Raw genomic sequence first — 17771 nt, 5'->3', positions numbered from 1 at the left:
CGTGGTTAGTTGACTCGAACGATGGAGACCGCCACCAACCGACGAACGGCGAGGGCGATCCCGTGAGCCTCATCGACGAGCGGGGACGGCTGTTCGGCCGCGTCAACGTCATCGACGCCGCGGTGGTCGCGGTCGCGGCGCTCCTCCTCTTCGCGGCCGGCGGGATGGTCCTCGTGTCGCTCACCGGCGATCGCGGGACCCCGGAGTCCAGGTACGCGACCGTCGACCTCGGCGACCGGTCGCCGGCGGTCGCGTCGCAGCTCTCAGCGGGCGACGCGTCCCGCGACGGCGACGTCGTCGTCACCGACGTGTACGTCGGACCGGGGGCGGGAGACAACGTCACCGTCGTCGCCCGCGTTCGCGTCAACGGGACGCTGACTCCCGCCGACGCCGCCGGTGAACGGGCGTTCGAGTACGGGGGCGACCCGGTTCGGCGCGGCGATCGGCTCGCGGTCACGACGCCGACGTACGACGTCGACGGGACCGTGCTGGCGCTGGCCGAGTCCGGCGCGTCGCTCGACACCGGCACCCTCCCGGTCGTCGTCGAAACGAGCCTCCCGGCGGCGACCCGGGACGCGATCAGCGTCGGCGACGCCTTCCGGCTCGACGGCCGGCGGGTGGCGACGGTCGAGGAGACGGCGTTCCCGCCGGTCGGAAACGAGTCGACTCGGACCGACCTCGTCGGCCTCACGCTCCACACCGTGAACCGCTCCGGCGGGACCTACTTCGGCGGCACGGAGGTCAAGCTGGCCGAATCGATCGAGTTCGGCACCTCCCGATACGCCTTCGCCGGGAACGTGACCCGCTGGGGGAACAGTTCGCCGGCCGGCGAGCCCGTCACGACGACGGCGACGGTCACGCTCCGCGGTGTCGACCCCGATGTCGCCGACGACGTTCGCACCGGAGCGGTCGAGCGGCGCGGCGACACCGTCACCGCAACCGTCACCGACAGGCGGACCGCGCCCGCCGCCGTCGTGCTCACGAGCGACGACGGGAACATCTACGAGCGCGAGCACCCCCGCGACGTCGACGTGACGCTCACGGTCGACCTCCGGACGCGACGGACCGCCGACGGCCTCCGGTTCCACGGACGGTCGCTCCGCGCCGGGACGGACCTCACGCTGCGCCTCGAAACCGTGACGGTCGACGGGACGGTCACCGACCTCGGCGAGTAGCGATCACCCGCCGTTCCGACGGGGGAGGCGTCGGACCGTCGATCTCCGCGAACCGACCGCTCGAAAGCCGTACCGCCGAAACGGTGGATGGGAATAATTTTAAGGCCAGCCTAAACAATACGACTCAAGAGAGTGATCACGCGTGAGTAGAACGACGAGACGGGCGCGTTCGGGCAGTTTCGGGGGGAGCCGAGACGCGGTGGAAGAGCGCGACCACGACCGACCGCCGTCCCGCTCGACAGGACCATGAAGGGCCACCAGCAGGCGGTCCGCGATCCGTACAGCTTCTCCGCCGTCGACGACTCGATCGGGAAACACGTCGGCTTCCGGGAGGTCGACCCCGACCGGGACCTCGGCCGCCTCCACACGTGGCTCAACAGCGACCACGTGCTCCCGTACTGGGAGCAGAACGACCCGCTTCCGCAGGTCCACGAGACGATCCGCGAGCGGGCCGCGAACCCGAACCAGACCCTCTACATCGGGTCGCTCGATCACACGCCGATGAGCTACTGGGAGGCCTACTGGGCGGCCGACGACCGGATCGGCGAGTACTACGACGCGGGCCCGGCGGACCGGGGATTCCACTTGCTTATCGGGCCGCCGGAGTACCTGGGCCGCGGCTACGCCGCGCCGCTGGTGTCCGCCATGCTGACGTTCCTGTTCCAGCACTCCGAGACCGACCGCGTCGTCGTCGAGCCGGACGCCCGCAACGAGACGGTGATCCACGTCTTCGAGCAGTGCGGCTTCGAGCCCCAGCGGGAGGTCGATCTGCCGGACAAGACCGGGCTGCTGATGTTCTGTGACCGGGCGCGCTTCGAAGGGAACGCATGACCGACGCCGAGTACGATCTCCTCGGTATCGGCCTCGGCCCGTTCAACCTCGGGCTGGCGGCGCTGCTCGACGGCGCGCCGGCGGACCTCGACGTGCGGTTCCTCGAACAGAACCCCGAGTTCAACTGGCACGAGGACACCCTCATCCGGGGGACGACGCTCGAGGTCCCGTTCCTCGCGGACCTCGTCACGATGGTCGACCCGACGAACCCCCACAGCTACCTCAACTACCTCAGCGAGGCGAACCGGCTGTACGACTTCTACTTCTACGAGGAGTTCTTCATCCCGCGGCGGGAGTACAACGAGTATTGCCGGTGGGTCGCCGACTCGCTGTCGACGCTCCGGTTCGACCGCCGCGTCACCGACGTCGACGAATCGGACGGCGTCTTCACCGTCGAGACCGTCAATCCGGCCACCGGCGAGCGCGACCGCTACACCGCGGAGAACGTGGTGATGGGCATCGGCACGAAGCCGCACGTCCCCGAGGAGCTGTCGGACGCCCTCGGCGGGAGCGTGTTCCACTCGGCGTCGTACCTCGGCCGACGCGACCGCTGTCTGGAGGCGGACTCGGTCACCGTCGTCGGGTCCGGGCAGAGCGCCGCGGAGGTGTTCCGCGACCTGCTCGAACGCCGTCCCGAGAACGGCTACGGCCTCGACTGGATCACGCGCTCGCCCGGCTTCTTCCAGATGGTCGACGGGAAGCTCGGTCACATGGTGTACACCCCGGAGTACACCGAGTACTTCTACGGGCTGTCACAGGAGACGAAAGACGAGCTGCTCGCCGAGCAGGACCTGGTGTACAAGGGGATCGATCCCGCCACGAGCGCGGAGATCTACGACCAGCTGTACGAGCAGTCCATCGGCGGCGCGGACGTGGACGTCGGCCTGCTGGCCGCGACGGAGGTCGTCGACATCGGCGACATCGAGGGCGAGCCCGGCCACCAGCTGCTCTGTGAACAGCGCGAGGAGGACGAGGCGTTCGTCCACGCGAGCGACGCGGTCGTGCTGGCGACGGGGTACGAGCGGGAGGATCCACCGTTCCTCGCGCCCCTCGAACCGGAACTGGCGCGCGACGACGCCGGGCGACTCTCGATCACGGAGGATTTCCGGCTCCGAACGGCGCTCGACGGCGAGATATTCGTCCAGAACGCGGAGCTTCACACCCACGGCATCAACGCGCCGGACCTCGGGCTCGGCCCGCACCGAAACGCCGTCATCGTCAATCGACTGGTCGGCGAACCGGTGTACGACGCCGCGCCCGCCGAGACGTTCCAACAGTTCTCGGTCGACGACTTCGTCCGCGAACGCGGGGCCCGACGGCCCGGAGAGACGACCGAAGCGCCGAGCCCCGACTAGCGATGGTCGGGTTCACGGGCGTCGTGGGGGGCGACCCCGCGGGCGACCTTCGGACGGTCCCGGAAACGGTCGCCGGCGGCGAGACGACGGGGACCTACCGAGACGCGGACATCGCGGTCCGGACGGCGTTCCACGACGGCTCGACGGTCGACCAGCCGGTCGAGGGGCCCGACGGCGCGCTCGTGTGGGTCTGGGGCGAGGTGTACAGCGTCGACGACGACGACGGCCGGCGGTCGGTCGACCCGCGGCGAACGGCCGCGGTCTGTGCCGCCGAGCACGCCGCCCACGGACTCGACTTCGTCGACCGGCTGGACGGTGAGTTCGTCGGCTGCGTCTACGACCCGAGCGCCGGAACCGCCGCCCTCTTCGTCGACCGGCTGGGCGCGCGACCGCTGTACCTCGCGGCCGGCGACGACCGGCTGGCGTTCTCGACGAACGTCCAGACCGTGCCGGAGCCGCCGGGCGTCTCGTTCGGGTTCGACGACGCGTACCTCTCGGAGTACCTCTACGCGCGGCGGGTCTTCGGAACGAAGACGCCGGTGACGGGCGTCACGCAACTGCCGCCGGCGACGGTGCTCACCCGCGACCTCGACTCGGGAGAGACGACCCGCGAGCGGTACTGGACGCCGCGCTACCGGCCGGTCGACAAGCCCGCGTCGTACTTCGCTCGGGAGTTCAGAGAGCGGTTCGCGAAGGCCGTCGCCGATCGGACCGACGACGGCCGCGACTACGGGCTGTTGATGAGCGGCGGGAGCGACTCCCGGGCGGTTCTCGCGGCCGCCGACGCCGACCTCGCGGCGTACCACCTCGCCGACGGCGAGAACCGGGAGGCCCGGACCGCGCGCCGAGCGGCGGAAGCCGGCGGCGCCCGGTTCGAGCGGCTCGACCGCGGTCCGGGGTACCACGCCACGCTGCTCGAACGGGCCGCGCCGATACAGGAGTTCGTCGGCCCGTTCCACACCGGTCACACGCTCGGGTTCGCCGAGGAGATCGCCAGCGGTGTCGACACGCTCCTGACGGGGCTGTACAGCGACGACCTGTTCGGCGCGTGGAGCGTCCCGCAGCGGACGGTGCAGCTGCCGGCGGGCGTGGAGCTGTATCCGCCGTTCGTCGACCGAGTGCCGGACGTGGACGGGTTCCTCGACCGGCGGGTGGCGTCGGGCGAGACCCGCCAGCCGTCGTACCTGACCGGGCCCGCCTATCGGGAGATACTGGCCGAAAACACCGCGGCCGGGTCGGACGGCGTCGCGTTCCACGGCGTCGGCTACGAGTCGATCCAGCAGCTGAGCCTCCACACGTCGCTGTTCCCGATCACGAACGGAATCGGATTCGACCTGTTCAGCGCGCTCCAAGTCGCGCCGACGCGGAACCCGTTTCTCGACCGGCGGCTGATCGATCTGCACCTCTCGATGCCGCTCGCGCACCGCCTGCGTCACGACGTGGTCCAGCGGGCCGTGGCGTCGTTCGACGACTCGCTCGGCCGGATCCCGCACGCCTCCTCGCGGCTCCCGATGTCGTATCCGAAGGCGGCCCACGCCGTCGGCAAGCGGGTGTCGAACCAGCTCGACGAGCTCGGGCCGGCGTCCTACCGGACCGAGGGTCCCTGGCAGGACAAAAACGAGGTCGTCCGCAACAGCGACTTCGTGGGGGACGCCATCGCGGCGAACGAGGAGACGATCCGCGCGCTGTCCCCCCTTGACCGGGACGTGACCGAGCGGATGTACCGGCGCCACCGCGACCGCGAGGCGAACGTCGGCGAGGAGCTGTATCGGCTGGTGACCGTCCTCGAAATGCCGCTTACGCGGCGGCTCGTCGACCGATGACGACGAGCGTCGTCGTCCCGGTGTACAACGATCCGGAGGGGTTAGAGACGACCGTCGAGTCGCTGCTCGACCAGCGCGCGACGGACTACGAGGTCGTCATCGCCGACAACGGCTCGACGGACGAGACTCGCGCCGTCGCGCGGCGGTTCGCGGAGCGCGAGCGGGTCCGACACGTCGTCGAAGACGAGGTGCAGAGTTCTTACGCCGCGCGCAACGCGGGGATCGCCGCCGCCTCGGGCGACGTGATCGGCTTCGTCGACGCCGACATGTGGGTCGAGGAAGACTACGTCGGCGCCGTCGAGCGGGCGATGGCGGAACGCGACTACATGGGCTGTCGGGTCGAGCTCGTCGCCGGCGACGGGACGGTGGCGCGCTACCGGCGCGCGAGCGGGTTTCCCATCGAGAAGTACGTCCGAGAGAACCGCTTCGCGCCGACCTGTTGTCTCGCGGTCAGCCGGCGGCTGCTCGACGCGATCGGCGACTTCGACGCGCGATTGGTCTCGAACGGCGACCTGGAGTTCGGCCGCCGAGCGCACGAGGCGGGCTTCGATCTGACGTACGAGCCGGACATCACGCTGTACCATCCGGCTCGCGCGACGCTCGGCGACGTGCTCTCGCAGAACCGCCGGATCGGTCGGGGGCGCGAGCAGCTCCGCCGCTACCACGGCGACCGGTTCGACGTGCGACCGCTCGCGGACCCGCGGAACGCGCTACCGGTTCACCCGCTCCGGTTCCGCGAGTCGCTCGAACGGGTCCCCGAACGACGACACGAGCTCGTTCTGTGGTTCATCTTCGCGTGCATGCAGAAGTGGGCGCGGACGGCGGGGTCGCTGCGACAGCGCCGGGCGGCGGTTCCTCACTCGGACGGGTACCAGGAGAGCGAGTGATCGGCGGCGATCTCCACGGTCACCGGCTCGCCGACCTCGAAGTTCTCGGTGTGGTTGTGGAGACAGTGGACCGTGTTGCCGTCGGAGAGTTCGACGCGGTAGACGAAGGCGGGACCCTGATACTGCCGGCGGACGATGCGGCCGTCTCCGGCTCCGTCCGTGGGCGCCGCCCGCAGGTCGTCCGGACGGACGAGGACGTCGACGGTCGACCCCTCGGGCGCGTCGAGGCCGGCGCAGCGATCGGCGTCGATGCGACCCAGGTCCGTCACTAGCGAGTCGCCGGCGACGCGGGCCGAGAGGAAGCTCGCCTGCCCGAGGAAGGTGGCGACGAACCGCGAGGCCGGCCGCTCGAAGATGGACTCCGGCGAACCGATCTGCTGGAGGCGGCCGTCGTTCATGACGCCGACGCGGTCGGCGACCGAGAGCGCCTCCTCCTGGTCGTGAGTGACCCAGACGGCCGTGACGCCGGTCGCCTTGATGATGTCGCGGATCTCCTCGCGCATCGAGACCCGGAGCCGGATGTCGAGGTTCGAGAGCGGCTCGTCGAGCAACAGTACGTCCGGTTCGGGGGCGAGCGAACGGGCCAGCGCGATCCGCTGTTTCTGACCGCCGGAGAGCTCTTCGGGGTAGTGGTCGGCGTGGTCGGTCAGCCCCACGAGGTCGAGCAGCTCCGCGACGCGCTCGTCGCGCTCGCTCTCGGGGCGGTCAGACAGCCCGAAGGCGACGTTCTCCGCGGCGGTCAGGTGCGGGAACAGCGCGAAGTCCTGGAAGACCAGTCCGATGTTGTGCTCCTCCGGCGGCACGAAGACCCCGGACGCCGGGTCGGCGAGCGTCCGGCCGTCGAGATCGATCGTCCCGGCGTCGGTGCGTTCGAGCCCGGCGATCAGCCGCAGTGTCGTGGTTTTCCCGCAGCCGGAGGGGCCGAGAAGCGCCAGGATCTCGCCGTCGACGACCGACATCGAGAGATCTTGGACCGCGCTCTCGGCGCTGTAGGTCTTGGCGATGCCGTCCAGATCGAGGACCGTCTCGGCCGCGGGGTCGGTCTGGGCGGGGCCGGTCTCCGCGTCCACGGCGGCGTCAGTCGTCGCGTCCATAGCGGTGTCGGTCTCCGCGTCCACGGCGGCGTCAGTTGTCGCGTCCATAGCGGCGTCGGTCTCCGCGTCCGATTCGTCGGTGTGTGTAGGGGTCATTCGTGACATGGTTACTTCTCCTGTGAGAGGATGACGACCATCGAGAGGCCGGAGACGACGATGAGGACGAGGGCGGGGATCGCCGCCGCCCCGTAGCTGCCGGACTCGCGGATCGCCCAGATGTAGGTGACGAGCGTGTCGAAGCCGGTCGGCTGGAGCAGCAGCGTCGCCGGAAGCTCCTTCATCGTCGTGAGGAAGACGAGCGCCGCGCCCGCGAACACGCCGGGCGCGATGAGCGGCAGCGACACCTCCCGGAAGGCGGCGAGCGGCGAGCGGCCGAGCAGCCGGGCCGCCTCCGTCAGGTTCCGGTCGACCCGCATCGCCGACGATCGGGTCGCACCGACCGACTGCGGCAGGAAGCGGACGACGTACGCGAAGATCAAGAGGGGGAGCGTCTGGTAGAGGGTCGGGAGGTAGTTCGCGGCGGGCACCACCGACGCGATGTCGCTCACCGTCGACCCGTAGGCGACGCCGAAGAACACCAACGCGAGCCCCAGCACGATGCCCGGCATCGCGTAGCCGACGTACGTCGCGCGGTCGATGATCTCCGTCACCGTCGAGCGGTGTCGGGCGGCGAGGTACGCGACGGGGATCGCCGCGAGGGCGCACGCCACCGCCGCGGCCACTGAGACGAGCACGGAGTTCGTGGCGTACGACCACTCGAACACGAGCCGCGTTCGGCCGATGCTCGATCCGCCCCGCCGGAACCAGACGAACAGGACGCCGAGCGGGACGGCCAGACACATCGTGACGACGGCGCTACAGAAGGCGAGCGCCGGCGCCGTCCACGCGCCGAGCGAGACCGTCGTGTCGCCGCTCGTGCCGGCGCGGGTGCCGACGTACGCGCCCTGCGTCGTGTCGCCGACGCGCGACTGCACCGCGAGGATGACCGCCGTGATGGTGAGCAGCTGCAGCGACAGCATCGCGGCCGTCTCGCGGCCGAAGCCGTTGAACTCCACCCAGATCGCCTGCGTGAGCACTTCGAGCCGGAGGAGGTTCGGCGTCCCGAAGTCGGAGAGCGCGTACAGCGCGACGAGCAGCGCCCCGGACGCGATACCGGGGACGAGCTGCGGGAGCGTCACGCGCCGGAACGCCTCCAGCCGCGACACCTGCAGCGTCCGCGCGGCCTCGATCAGCGACTCGTCGAAGGAGAGCAGCGACGCGCGCGTGGTGATGAAGACGTACGGAAACGTGTACAGCGTCAACACGAGCGCGGTGCCGGAGAAGCCGTAGATCGACGGGATCGACTCGACGCCGACGGCCGCGAGCGCGTCGGCGACGTAGCCGCTGGGACCGAACGCGGAGATGTAGGTGAAGGCCCCGAGATAGCTGGGGATGACGAGCGGCAGCGCGACCGCGATGGTCCAGAAGCGCCTGAACGGGAGGTCGGTCCGGACCGTGAGGAAGGCCAGCGGGACGCCGAGGAGGACGGACGCGCCCGTGACGACCGCGACGAGACCGATACTCGTGAGCAGCGTCGTCGGCTGCGTCAGCAGGGAGACGTCGGTTTCGGCGTTGACGACGCGGAACAGGAGCCACGCGATGGGCGAGAGCACCGCCGCCGCGATGGCGCCGCTCAACAGGACGAGCCCCGTCGGAAGCTCCGAGTCCGACGATCCGAGCCGAGCGAGCGGTCCGCCGAGTCGGTCGAGCGCGGACATCCTACAGCGCGCCCACCTCCCGGAGCAGGTCGAGGGTCGGTTCGACGTTGGCGAGCGTGCTCAGGTCCAGGTCCGGCGGGTTGAGCTCGTCGATGGTCGGGAGGTTCCCGATGGGCGGGACGCTCGGAACGAGCGGGTAGCCGAAGCCGCGGGTGCCGAGGAACTCCTGAACCTCGATAGACAGGAGGTGATGGATGAAGTTCGCCGCCGTCTCCGGGTTTGAGCTGTTCTGGATGACCCCGGCCCCCGAGCAGTTGACGAGCGCGCCCGCGTCGTTCTCCGTGAAGGCGAGCTCGATCGGGGCGTCGGGGCGCTCCTCGTACACCAGCCGCGAGTAGTAGTGGTTCGAGAAGCCGGCCGCGATCTCGCCGCTGGCGACGGCGTTGGCGACCTGAAACTCGTTGCCGTACGTTTCGACGCCGTGTTCCTGCATCGCCTCCAGCCACTGCTTCGTCGCCTCCCGACCGTTGAGCTCCCGCATCGCGGTGACGAACGCCTGGAAGGCGCCGTACGTCGGAGCCCATCCCATGCCGTCCTCGAACGGGGGATGCTCGGGGAACTCGGCGACCGCGTCGGGGATGTCGGCCTCGTCGAACTGGTCGGTGTTGAACGGGATCGAGCGCGCGCGGCCCATGATACCGACCCATTCGTCGGTCGGGTGATACGTGTCCGGGACCGACTGCGTGACGTGATCGGGGAGCGTGAGGGTCGCACCGTTCTCGGCGACGACGCCGACGGAGCCGGCGTCGATGGCCCAGAAGACGTCGGCGGGGCTCTGTCCGGCGTTGGCCTCCTCGATGATGGTGTTCGCCAACTGCGAGGAGGACGCCGGCCGAATATAGACGGAGAAGTCCCGATAGAGGTTCTGGATGCGCTGCATCGCGTCCTCGTAGAGCCCGCCTTCGCCCCCGCCGAGGTACACGGTTATCTCTCCGCGGAGGTCGGGAAGGTCGAGCACCGAGAGACCGGTGTACTCGCTCGGACGCTCCCCGACCTGCGGGCCGTCACCGCGCCAGTCGTTGATGTTGTAGAGCTCGTCGTCGGAGTGGGTCATCGGCTCGGGCACCGACGCCGAGTCGCCCGACCCGACGGAACCGCTCGACCCGTCGGAACCGCTCGACCCGTCGGACCCGTTCAGACAGCCCGCAACTCCAGCGATTCCGGCAACCGCACCGACGTGTTTGAGGAACCCGCGACGTCGCCCAAGCGCGCGCTGAGAACGTCGTTCCACACGGCTGCCGTCATGCTCGTCCATACCAGTCTCTTTTTTGGCTGGCCTAAAACATTTATGCCTCGCCGCCTTCGACGGAGACGAACGCCGGTGGACGAGCAGCGGACGGTGGTCCGCCGAGGGCGAGATCACGTCGTCGGGTTCGGGCGGTTCACGAATAAATCGCGCGGAACCTCGCCGAGAGCGCGGCGAGCGACGGTCGCCGCGCCGCCGCGAAACCCACACCTTTTTGATTTAGGTCAGCCTAAAAACGTTCAGCAATCATGCGACGCACAGCCGATCGCGATCCGCACCGAGAGCGTCCGGGACCCGCTCGGGCGAAACGGACGTGTTCGAATCGACCCGTGGCGGTCGGACGGCCATGACGATGCGCTCGGGGCAGCTGTATCGGTCTCTGGGCTTCGTCGGAACCGTCGCGATGACCGTCCTGACGGTTGTCGCGGGGAACGCGCCGTGGGTGCAAACGCGCGTCGCTCGGCTGCTGCGTCTCGGGGACCCGTCGTCCGCCTCGTCCGTGTCGGCTCTCACGCCGACGCTCGCCGTGACGACCCTCGTGATCGCCGTCGCGCTGCAGCCGCTGTACAAGCCGCGCTCGCGACGCGTCCTCGATACGATCACGGGGACGCTTCGGCCGTTAGCGATTGCGGTCCTCGTGCTGGCGACGCTCGGCTACTTCGGGTTCCCGTACCGGCTCGCGCAGCCGACGCTCCTGTTCGCGACGATCGGTCTTGGGGCGGCGCTGCCGGTGTGGTTCCTCGCGCTCCAGCGTCGCTACCTCGACGGAAACGGCCGAGCGCTGGTTATCGGACACGAGCCCGAGCGGATCGAGACCGCGATCCAACGCACCAGCGAGTCCGTCGTGGGATACGCGTCCTCGACGCACACGACCGCGGCGAACGGGAAGCGCGTCGGGACCGACGGCGGGTACAAAGCGATCGGTCCCGACGTGGGGGACTACGACTGTCTGGGCGGGCTCTCGCGCCTCGACGAGATCCTCGAGGGCTCCAACGTCGGCACCGTGATCCCGATGTTGGCCGAGGCCGACCGCGGCGAGTTCTTCGGCGTGCTCGCCGCCTGCCACCGGCACGGCGTCGACGTGGTGGTTCCGGACGAACACGACGAGAGCGTTCTTCTCAGCGACCGACACGCCGGGGTCGGAACGGAAGCCGGGCTCTGCGAGATCGACCTCGAACCGTGGGGGCTCCAGCAGCGGCTCGGCAAGCGCCTCTTCGACGTGTGGTTCGCCGGGACGATGCTGCTCGCGACCGCGCCGCTCGGCGCGCTGATCGCGGTCGCCATCAAACTCGACAGCCGGGGACCCGTCTTCTACCGTCAGGACCGGACGGCGATGTTCGGCGACACCTTCCCCGTGTACAAGTTCCGGAGCATGTTCCCCGAAAGCGAGACCGCGACGCCCGGCGAGGACGAGCGCCGTATCACCCGCGTCGGGCGGCTCCTCAGACGGACCCATCTCGACGAGATCCCGCAGCTGTGGTCGATCCTCCAGGGTCGGATGAGCGTCGTCGGGCCGCGCGCGGTGTGGACCGAAGAAGAGGAGCTGCTCCTCGAAGAGAGCCAAGCGTGGCAGAAGCGGTGGTTCGTGAAGCCGGGGCTGACCGGGCTCGCACAGATAAACGACGCGTCGAGCGAGACGCCGAGAGAGAAGCTCCAGTGCGACCTGCAGTACATCCGACGGCAGTCGCTGCGCTTCGACGCCAAGATCATCGTCCGCCAGCTCTGGCAGGTGTTCGGCGACCTGGTCTCGCTTTTCACCGACAGGCTCCGGCGATGAGCCGACACCGATGAACGGTTCGGGAATTCTCGTCGGGCTCGCGGTCGGGATCGCGCAGGGGGTACTCGAGTGGCTCCCCGTTTCGAGCGAGGGGAACGTCGCGCTGCTGTTGTCGGCGCTGGGGCGAACCCCGGAACGGGTGGTCGCGTTCGCGCTGTTCGTCCACCTCGGGACCGCGCTCTCCGCGACGGTGTACTACCACGGGGAGCTCCGAGAGCTCGCCGCGGTGACGCCGAGATGGCGTCCGAGCCGCGCCTTCGACGAGGAGCTGGCGTCGGTGACGTTTCTCGCCGTCGGAACGCTGGTGTCCGGCGTGGTCGGGCTCGCCGCGTACGCCTCGCTGACGGGCCTTTTCACCGCCTCCGCCGGAGGCGGTCTCCTCGCGGCGATCGGCGGGCTCCTCGTGCTCACGGGCGCCTTCCAGTACGCCGTGCGCGACGTTGGTGGCGGCCGGGCGACGCCCGACGGAGTCGACGCGGTCGCGGTCGGCGTCGCCCAGGGGCTCGCGATCCTCCCGGGCGTGTCTCGCTCGGGCGTGACCGCCGGGACCCTCCTCCTCCGAGGCCACGAACCGAACCGGGCGTTCCGGCTCTCGTTTCTGCTGGCCATCCCGGCGTCCGTCGGCGGCGGTCTGCTGGCCTACGTCGACACGGGGATCGGTATCGGCGCGCTCGCCGCGGCGGTCGCGCTCGGCGCGGCCGCCGCCACGGGCTACGCGACGATCGGCGCGCTGTTGCGAACCGCCGACAGACTCCCGTTCTGGGGCGTCTGTGTCTGTCTCGGCGCGCTGTCGCTGACGGGCGCGCTACTGGCGGCGTAGCGGACCTCCGTCTGCCGGACGGACCCTCTCGTCCGACACCGATCGGTCGATGCTTCGATCCGAGAGCGGCGGGCGCCGCGCGAGCGAAACGCGAGCGAAACGCGAGCCGCGACCGTCCGCAGCCACCCCAAGTAGATTCCCATCAGTAATAATTCTTGATAGTAAATATTATTTACCAGCATGAACGAGGAGGAGGTACACATGAGCACCACCGACGCTGTCGTCACCGAGGAGAACGCCACGGACCGCTGGAACGACGTTCGGGATCTGCCGCCGAGCGCGAAGCTCGTCGCGAAAGTGCTCGATTACAACGAGACCTTGACGCAGAGCGAGCTCGCCGAGGAGACCCTGCTTCCGCCCCGAACGGTCAGGTACGCGCTCTCGCGGCTGGAGGAGGAGGGAGTCGTCGACTCTCGGTTCTCCTTCTCCGACGCCCGGAAGCGGCTGTACACGCTGTCGCTGTAGAGGTCCGGACCGGAGCCGATCCCGCCGCTCCCCAGGAGCGCCTTTCCCGTCCCGCAGCGCCGCCTTCTCCCCGTTCGGGGCCACGTCTTATGAGCGATAGCGACTCAGCCCGCCCATGGTCTCGACCGCCGCCGTCAAGCGGGCGCTCTCCGCGCTGGCCCGTCGAACCGACACCGCGACCCGGCCGTCCGTCGCCGTGATCGACGAGGCCGAGGCCGCGCGATCCGACCTCCGGCGGGCCGCGGGGTTCGTCGACGCGGACGGACTCGACCGGCTCGACGAGGCGATCGCGGCCGCCGAGCGCGCGGCCGACGAGGACGCCGCGGAGCGGGGGCGCGACGCACGCGCGGCGTTCCGTCGGTTTCGCGAGGCGGCAGACGGGGGCGCCCGTCCGCCCGGCGATGCCGGTGACGAGAGCGGCCGGTGACCCTCGGACCACTTCCGCTCCGCCCCCGGAACCCCTAAACCCGATACCGGCCAAGAGCCGGGCAGATGACACGGGTGATCCACACCGGCGACACCCACGTGGGGTACGCGCAGTACCACTCGCCGGTCCGACGCCAGGACTTCCTCGACGCGTTCGCGGCCGTGATCGACGACGCGATCGAGGGGGAGGTCGACGCGGTGGTCCACGCCGGCGACCTCTTCCACGACCGCCGGCCGGAGCTCCCCGACCTGATGGGAACGATCTCGGTCCTCCGCAGGCTCGACGACGCCGGGATCCCCTTCCTCGCCGTGGTCGGTAACCACGAGTCGACGCGGGGGGGCCAGTGGCTCGACCTGTTCGAGCGGTTGGGGCTCGCGACCCGGCTCGGCGACGAACCCACCGTCGTCGGCGACACCGCCTTCTACGGGCTCGATCACGTCCCCGTCTCGCGACGCGACGACCTCGACTACGCGTTCGCGGACCACGACGCCGACTACGCCGCCCTCGTCGCGCACGGCCTCTTCGAGCCGTTCGGCTACGCGGACTGGGACACGGGGGAAGTGCTGGCGGAGAGCGACGTGGCGTTCGACGCGATGCTCCTCGGCGACAACCACACGCCCGACGTCGCCGAGGTCGACGGCACGTGGGTCACGTATCCCGGCTCGACCGAGCGCGCGAGCGCGAGCGAGCGCGAGGGGCGCGGGTACAACCTCGTGACCTTCGACGCCGACGCCGCCGGCGGCGACGACCGCGTGGAGATCCGGCGGCGCGCGCTCGACACCCGCCCGTTCGTCTTCGTGGAGGCCGACCTCCGCGAGGGCGAGGGCGCGGCGCGGGTGCGCGAGAAAGTCCGCCAGCACGACCTCGACGACGCCGTCGTCCTCGTCGACGTGACCGGCGAGGGCGACCCGGTTACCCCCGCGGCGATCGAGGAGTTCGCGACCGACCAGGGGGCGCTGATCGCCCGCGTGACCGACCGCCGCGAGGTGGAGACGGACGCCGAGGTCGACGTGAGCTTCGCCGACCCCGAGGACGCCGTCCGGGAGCGGGTCGAGGAGATGGGGCTCTCCGAGGCCGCGCTCGACGTCGAGGAGGCGGTCCGCGCCGACACGGTCCCCGACGCGAACGTCAGGGAGACGGTGAAACGCCGGGTCGAGGAGCGGATCGACGACCTCGACGACCTCGGCGCGTTCGACCGATCTGAATCAGACAGCGGCGGGGCTGACGACAGCAGCGAGACCGGCGACGACGAACCGACCGGCGACGGCGAACCGGCCGACGAACCGACCGGCGACGGCGAACCGACCGGCGACGGCGAACCGACCGACGGACAGATCTCCATGGAGGATTACCTGTGAACTTCGACCGCGTCCGACTCGCGAACTTCAAGCCGTACGGCGACGCCGACCTCCGGCTGACCGAGGGCGTCACGGTCATTCACGGGCTCAACGGCAGCGGAAAGTCCTCGCTGTTGGAGGCCTGCTTCTTCGCGCTCTACGGCTCGAAGGCGCTCGACGGCACCCTCGGCGACGTGATCACGAACGGCGAGGAGGAGACCGAGGTCGACCTGTGGTTCACCCACGACGGCGTCTCCTATCACGTCGAGCGACGGCTCAAGGAGTACGACGGCCGGATCGACCACCAGTGCACGCTCGAAGCGACGGACGGGAGCGACGTGAGCCGCGACGGCGCCCGCGCGGTGCGGGAGTTCGTCACCGAGCTGCTCCGGATGGACGCCGAGGCGTTCGTCAACTGCGCGTACGTCCGGCAGGGCGAGGTGAACAAGCTGATCAACGCCACGCCCCGCGAGCGCCAGGACACGATCGACGACCTGCTCCAGTTGGGAAAACTGGAGGAGTACCGCGAGCGCGCGGGCGACGCGCGGCTCGGCGTCGAGGACGTGCTGGAGAACCGCCGCGGACGACTCGACCAGCTCGACGACCAGATCGCGGAGAAGGAGGAGAAGGGACTCCACGATCGGCTCAACGCGCTCGAAAGCGACCTCTCAGAAGTCACCGACGAGATCGGCCGCTACGAGACGCAACGGGAGCAGGCGAAGGAGACCCGGGAGGCCGCCGCCGAGACGCTGTCGACCCACGCGGAGAAGCGCGAGAAGCTGGAGGCGGTCGAGTCGGAGATCGACGAGATCGAGGCCGCGATCCGCGAGGCCGAGCGCGAACGCGACGAGCACCGCGACGCGATCCAAGAGGCCCGCGAGCGGATCGGAGAGATCGAAAGCGAGATCGACGACCGGCTCGGCGACGCCGGGCTCGGCGCGGCGAGCGAGGAGGCGATAGCCGAGCGCCGCGACGAGCTCGACGACCGCGAGGAGGCGGTCCGTGAGGAACTGGGCGACGAGCGGGTGAGCGCCGAGGCGCTCCGCAATCAGGCGACGAGTCTCGACGAGAAGGCCGACGATCGCGCCGAGCGCGCCGCGGAGGTCAAGTCGGAGGCCGACGACCTCGCCGACGAGGCCGAAGCAGCCGCGGACGAGGCCGAGGAGCGGGAGTCCTCGATCGAGGAGCTCCGCGGGGAGGCCGAGACGCTTCGCGAGCGGTTCGCGGCCGCCGACGCCGAGGTCGACCGCGAGGGTGTCGACGACGAGCGCGAGCGGCTGCAGGAGCGTCGCGGCGAGGTCCGCGAGCGGAGCGCGGAGCTGTCGGCGGAGCTGAAGAACGCCCGCGAGCGCGTCGAGGAGGCCGAGGAGCTGCTCTCGGCGGGGAAGTGTCCCGAGTGCGGTCAGCCGGTAGAGGACTCCCCCCACGCGAGCGGGGTCGAAGAGGACCGCGAGCGGGTCGCCGAGCTGGAATCGGAGCTGGAGGACGCCCGCGAGCGCGAGAGCGACCTCGACGACCGGATCGCGGAGCTGAACGAGCTCGCGAGCGCGGCGGACCGGCTCGACGAGATCGACGAGACGACCTCGATGCTCGACGAGCGAGTCGAGGAGAAGCGGGCGGAGGCGGAGCGGAAGCGGGAGGCGGCGGACGAGAAGCGCGAGCGGGCGGCCGACCTCCGCGAGGAGGCCGAGGAGACCCGCGAGGTCGCCGCCCGGAAGCGCGAGGAGGCCGAGGCGGCCGCGGCGCGCGTGGCGGAGCTCGAAGACGCGCTCGCGACGGTCGACGACGCGCGGGAGGCGGTGGCGGCGATCGAAGAGCGACTCTCGGCGATCGCGGACGCGGAAGACGAGATCGGGCGTCGCCGCGAGAAGCGCGAAAATCTGAAGGAGGTGAACGACGAGCGGCGCGACCGACTCGCCGACAAGCGCGAACGGCGCGACGAGCTCGCGGACGCCGTCGACGAGGACGCGGTCGAGGAGGCGAGAGGGCAGAAGGAGCGGGCCGAGGAGTACCTCGAACAGGTCGCCGGCGAGCTCGACCGGCTCGGCGAACGGCGCGAAGAGCTCCAGAACGCGATCGGCGGGGTCAAGGGCGAGATACGGGAGCTGGAGAACCTCCGGGAAGAGCGCGAGTCGCTCGCGGAGCGGGTGGACGCGCTCGAAGCGCTCCACGAGGAGACGAGCGAGCTGGAGGCGATGTACGGCGACCTCCGGGCCGAGCTCCGGCAGCGCAACGTCGCCGAGCTGGAACGCACCCTGAACGAGACGTTCGAGCTCGTCTACGGCAACGACGCCTACTCGCATATCGAACTGGACGGCGAGTACGTCCTCACCGTCTACCAGAAGGACGGGGAGCCGCTCGACCCCGAGCAGCTCTCCGGCGGCGAGCGCGCCCTGTTCAACCTCTCGCTGCGCTGTGCGATCTACCGACTGCTCTCGGAGGGGATCGAGGGCGCGGCGCCGACGCCGCCGCTCATCCTCGACGAGCCGACCGTCTTCCTCGACTCCGGGCACGTCTCCCGGCTCGTCCGGCTCGTCGAGGAGATGCGCGGGTTCGGCGTGCGCCAGATCCTCATCGTCAGCCACGACGACGAGCTGGTCGGCGCGGCCGACGAGCTGGTGACGGTAGAGAAGGACCCGCGATCGAACCGGTCGACGGTGCGGCGGGAGGACGCCGCCGCGCTCGACGCTGACGAGCTCGATATCGGCGAACTCGCCGACGACTGAGCGGTAGATCGCTCCGTCGCTTTTGCCGATGAATGTCCGACTGCGAAGCGA

General features: G+C 70.0%; 14 protein-coding genes. 11 read left to right on the top strand and 3 right to left on the bottom strand.

The features are described 5' to 3' along the window. Positions 1 to 62: 62 nt before the first annotated feature. The 5 genes from C471_RS10770 to C471_RS10750 all read left to right on the top strand — a co-directional run bounded on the left by C471_RS10770 (position 63) and on the right by C471_RS10750 (position 6071). Positions 63 to 1175, top strand: coding sequence for a DUF4330 family protein (locus tag C471_RS10770; RefSeq protein ID WP_004048910.1), 1113 nt, complete (start codon positions 63 to 65; stop codon positions 1173 to 1175). Positions 1176 to 1421: 246 nt separating this feature from the next. Next, on the top strand, positions 1422 to 2006 hold the full coding sequence (locus C471_RS10765) for a GNAT family N-acetyltransferase (RefSeq protein ID WP_004048908.1): 585 nt from the start codon (positions 1422 to 1424) through the stop codon (positions 2004 to 2006). Further along, on the top strand, positions 2003 to 3361 hold the full coding sequence (locus tag C471_RS10760; protein ID WP_004048907.1) for a lysine N(6)-hydroxylase/L-ornithine N(5)-oxygenase family protein: 1359 nt from the start codon (positions 2003 to 2005) through the stop codon (positions 3359 to 3361). Before C471_RS10765 ends, C471_RS10760 begins: the two co-directional genes overlap by 4 nt. Before the next feature lie 2 nt (positions 3362 to 3363). Next, positions 3364 to 5184, top strand: coding sequence for an asparagine synthase-related protein (locus C471_RS10755; protein ID WP_004048906.1), 1821 nt, complete (start codon positions 3364 to 3366; stop codon positions 5182 to 5184). Then, the gene (locus tag C471_RS10750) at positions 5181 to 6071 is read left to right on the top strand and encodes a glycosyltransferase (protein WP_004048904.1); all 891 of its coding nucleotides are present in this window, start codon (positions 5181 to 5183) and stop codon (positions 6069 to 6071) included. The genes C471_RS10755 and C471_RS10750 overlap by 4 nt, the downstream gene beginning before the upstream one ends. Here the strand turns inward: C471_RS10750 and C471_RS10745 are convergent. Genes C471_RS10745 through C471_RS10735 form a run of 3 tightly spaced genes read right to left on the bottom strand, consistent with a single transcriptional unit; the run spans position 6041 to position 10177 of the window. After that, entirely contained in the window at positions 6041 to 7213 is a 1173-nt protein-coding gene (locus tag C471_RS10745; protein WP_004048901.1) for an ABC transporter ATP-binding protein, read from the bottom strand. The genes C471_RS10750 and C471_RS10745 overlap by 31 nt on opposite strands. A 59-nt stretch (positions 7214 to 7272) precedes the next feature. Continuing rightward, complete coding sequence (locus C471_RS10740; protein ID WP_004048899.1) at positions 7273 to 8922, bottom strand: ABC transporter permease; 1650 nt, start codon at positions 8920 to 8922, stop codon at positions 7273 to 7275. Between the two features lies 1 nt (position 8923). Next, positions 8924 to 10177, bottom strand: coding sequence for an extracellular solute-binding protein (locus tag C471_RS10735; RefSeq protein WP_049909304.1), 1254 nt, complete (start codon positions 10175 to 10177; stop codon positions 8924 to 8926). Between the two features lie 337 nt (positions 10178 to 10514). Here C471_RS10735 and C471_RS10730 point away from each other — a divergent pair, with 337 nt between their 5' ends. The 6 genes from C471_RS10730 to rad50 all read left to right on the top strand — a co-directional run bounded on the left by C471_RS10730 (position 10515) and on the right by rad50 (position 17720). Continuing rightward, a complete protein-coding gene (locus C471_RS10730) occupies positions 10515 to 11945 on the top strand; it encodes a sugar transferase (protein WP_004048897.1) in 1431 nt (476 codons plus the stop codon). Between the two features lie 10 nt (positions 11946 to 11955). Further along, positions 11956 to 12765 (top strand): undecaprenyl-diphosphate phosphatase, encoded by an 810-nt coding sequence (locus C471_RS10725; RefSeq protein ID WP_004048896.1) that lies wholly within the window; start codon positions 11956 to 11958, stop codon positions 12763 to 12765. A gap of 201 nt (positions 12766 to 12966) precedes the next feature. Next, entirely contained in the window at positions 12967 to 13230 is a 264-nt protein-coding gene (locus C471_RS10720; protein WP_049909309.1) for a MarR family transcriptional regulator, read from the top strand. A 115-nt stretch (positions 13231 to 13345) separates the two neighbouring features. Then, on the top strand, positions 13346 to 13657 hold the full coding sequence (locus tag C471_RS10715) for a hypothetical protein (protein ID WP_004048894.1): 312 nt from the start codon (positions 13346 to 13348) through the stop codon (positions 13655 to 13657). A gap of 65 nt (positions 13658 to 13722) precedes the next feature. After that, positions 13723 to 15015: a DNA double-strand break repair protein Mre11 gene (mre11, locus tag C471_RS10710; protein WP_004048892.1), complete on the top strand. Its 1293-nt coding sequence runs from the start codon at positions 13723 to 13725 to the stop codon at positions 15013 to 15015. Continuing rightward, positions 15012 to 17720: a DNA double-strand break repair ATPase Rad50 gene (rad50, locus tag C471_RS10705; protein WP_004048890.1), complete on the top strand. Its 2709-nt coding sequence runs from the start codon at positions 15012 to 15014 to the stop codon at positions 17718 to 17720. Before mre11 ends, rad50 begins: the two co-directional genes overlap by 4 nt. Positions 17721 to 17771: the final 51 nt, after the last annotated feature.

The sequence above is a fragment of the Halorubrum saccharovorum DSM 1137 genome (assembly GCF_000337915.1).
Lineage (GTDB): Archaea > Halobacteriota > Halobacteria > Halobacteriales > Haloferacaceae > Halorubrum > Halorubrum saccharovorum.
The sequence above is the reverse complement of the archived record's forward strand: the minus strand, read 5'-3'. Positions and strand labels throughout refer to the sequence as shown.

Excerpts from the sequence above, each read along its gene's own strand:
- C471_RS10765 (WP_004048908.1), top strand. The coding sequence starts at position 1,422 with ATGAAGGGCCACCAGCAGGCGGTCCGCGATCCGTACAGCTTCTCCGCC.
- C471_RS10760 (WP_004048907.1), top strand. The coding sequence starts at position 2,003 with ATGACCGACGCCGAGTACGATCTCCTCGGTATCGGCCTCGGCCCGTTC.
- C471_RS10755 (WP_004048906.1), top strand. The coding sequence starts at position 3,364 with ATGGTCGGGTTCACGGGCGTCGTGGGGGGCGACCCCGCGGGCGACCTT.
- C471_RS10750 (WP_004048904.1), top strand. The coding sequence starts at position 5,181 with ATGACGACGAGCGTCGTCGTCCCGGTGTACAACGATCCGGAGGGGTTA.
- C471_RS10745 (WP_004048901.1), bottom strand. The coding sequence starts at position 7,213 with ATGGACGCGACAACTGACGCCGCCGTGGACGCGGAGACCGACACCGCT.
- C471_RS10740 (WP_004048899.1), bottom strand. The coding sequence starts at position 8,922 with ATGTCCGCGCTCGACCGACTCGGCGGACCGCTCGCTCGGCTCGGATCG.
- C471_RS10735 (WP_049909304.1), bottom strand. The coding sequence starts at position 10,177 with ATGGACGAGCATGACGGCAGCCGTGTGGAACGACGTTCTCAGCGCGCG.
- C471_RS10730 (WP_004048897.1), top strand. The coding sequence starts at position 10,515 with ATGACGATGCGCTCGGGGCAGCTGTATCGGTCTCTGGGCTTCGTCGGA.
- C471_RS10725 (WP_004048896.1), top strand. The coding sequence starts at position 11,956 with ATGAACGGTTCGGGAATTCTCGTCGGGCTCGCGGTCGGGATCGCGCAG.
- C471_RS10720 (WP_049909309.1), top strand. The coding sequence starts at position 12,967 with ATGAGCACCACCGACGCTGTCGTCACCGAGGAGAACGCCACGGACCGC.
- C471_RS10715 (WP_004048894.1), top strand. The coding sequence starts at position 13,346 with ATGGTCTCGACCGCCGCCGTCAAGCGGGCGCTCTCCGCGCTGGCCCGT.
- mre11 (WP_004048892.1), top strand. The coding sequence starts at position 13,723 with ATGACACGGGTGATCCACACCGGCGACACCCACGTGGGGTACGCGCAG.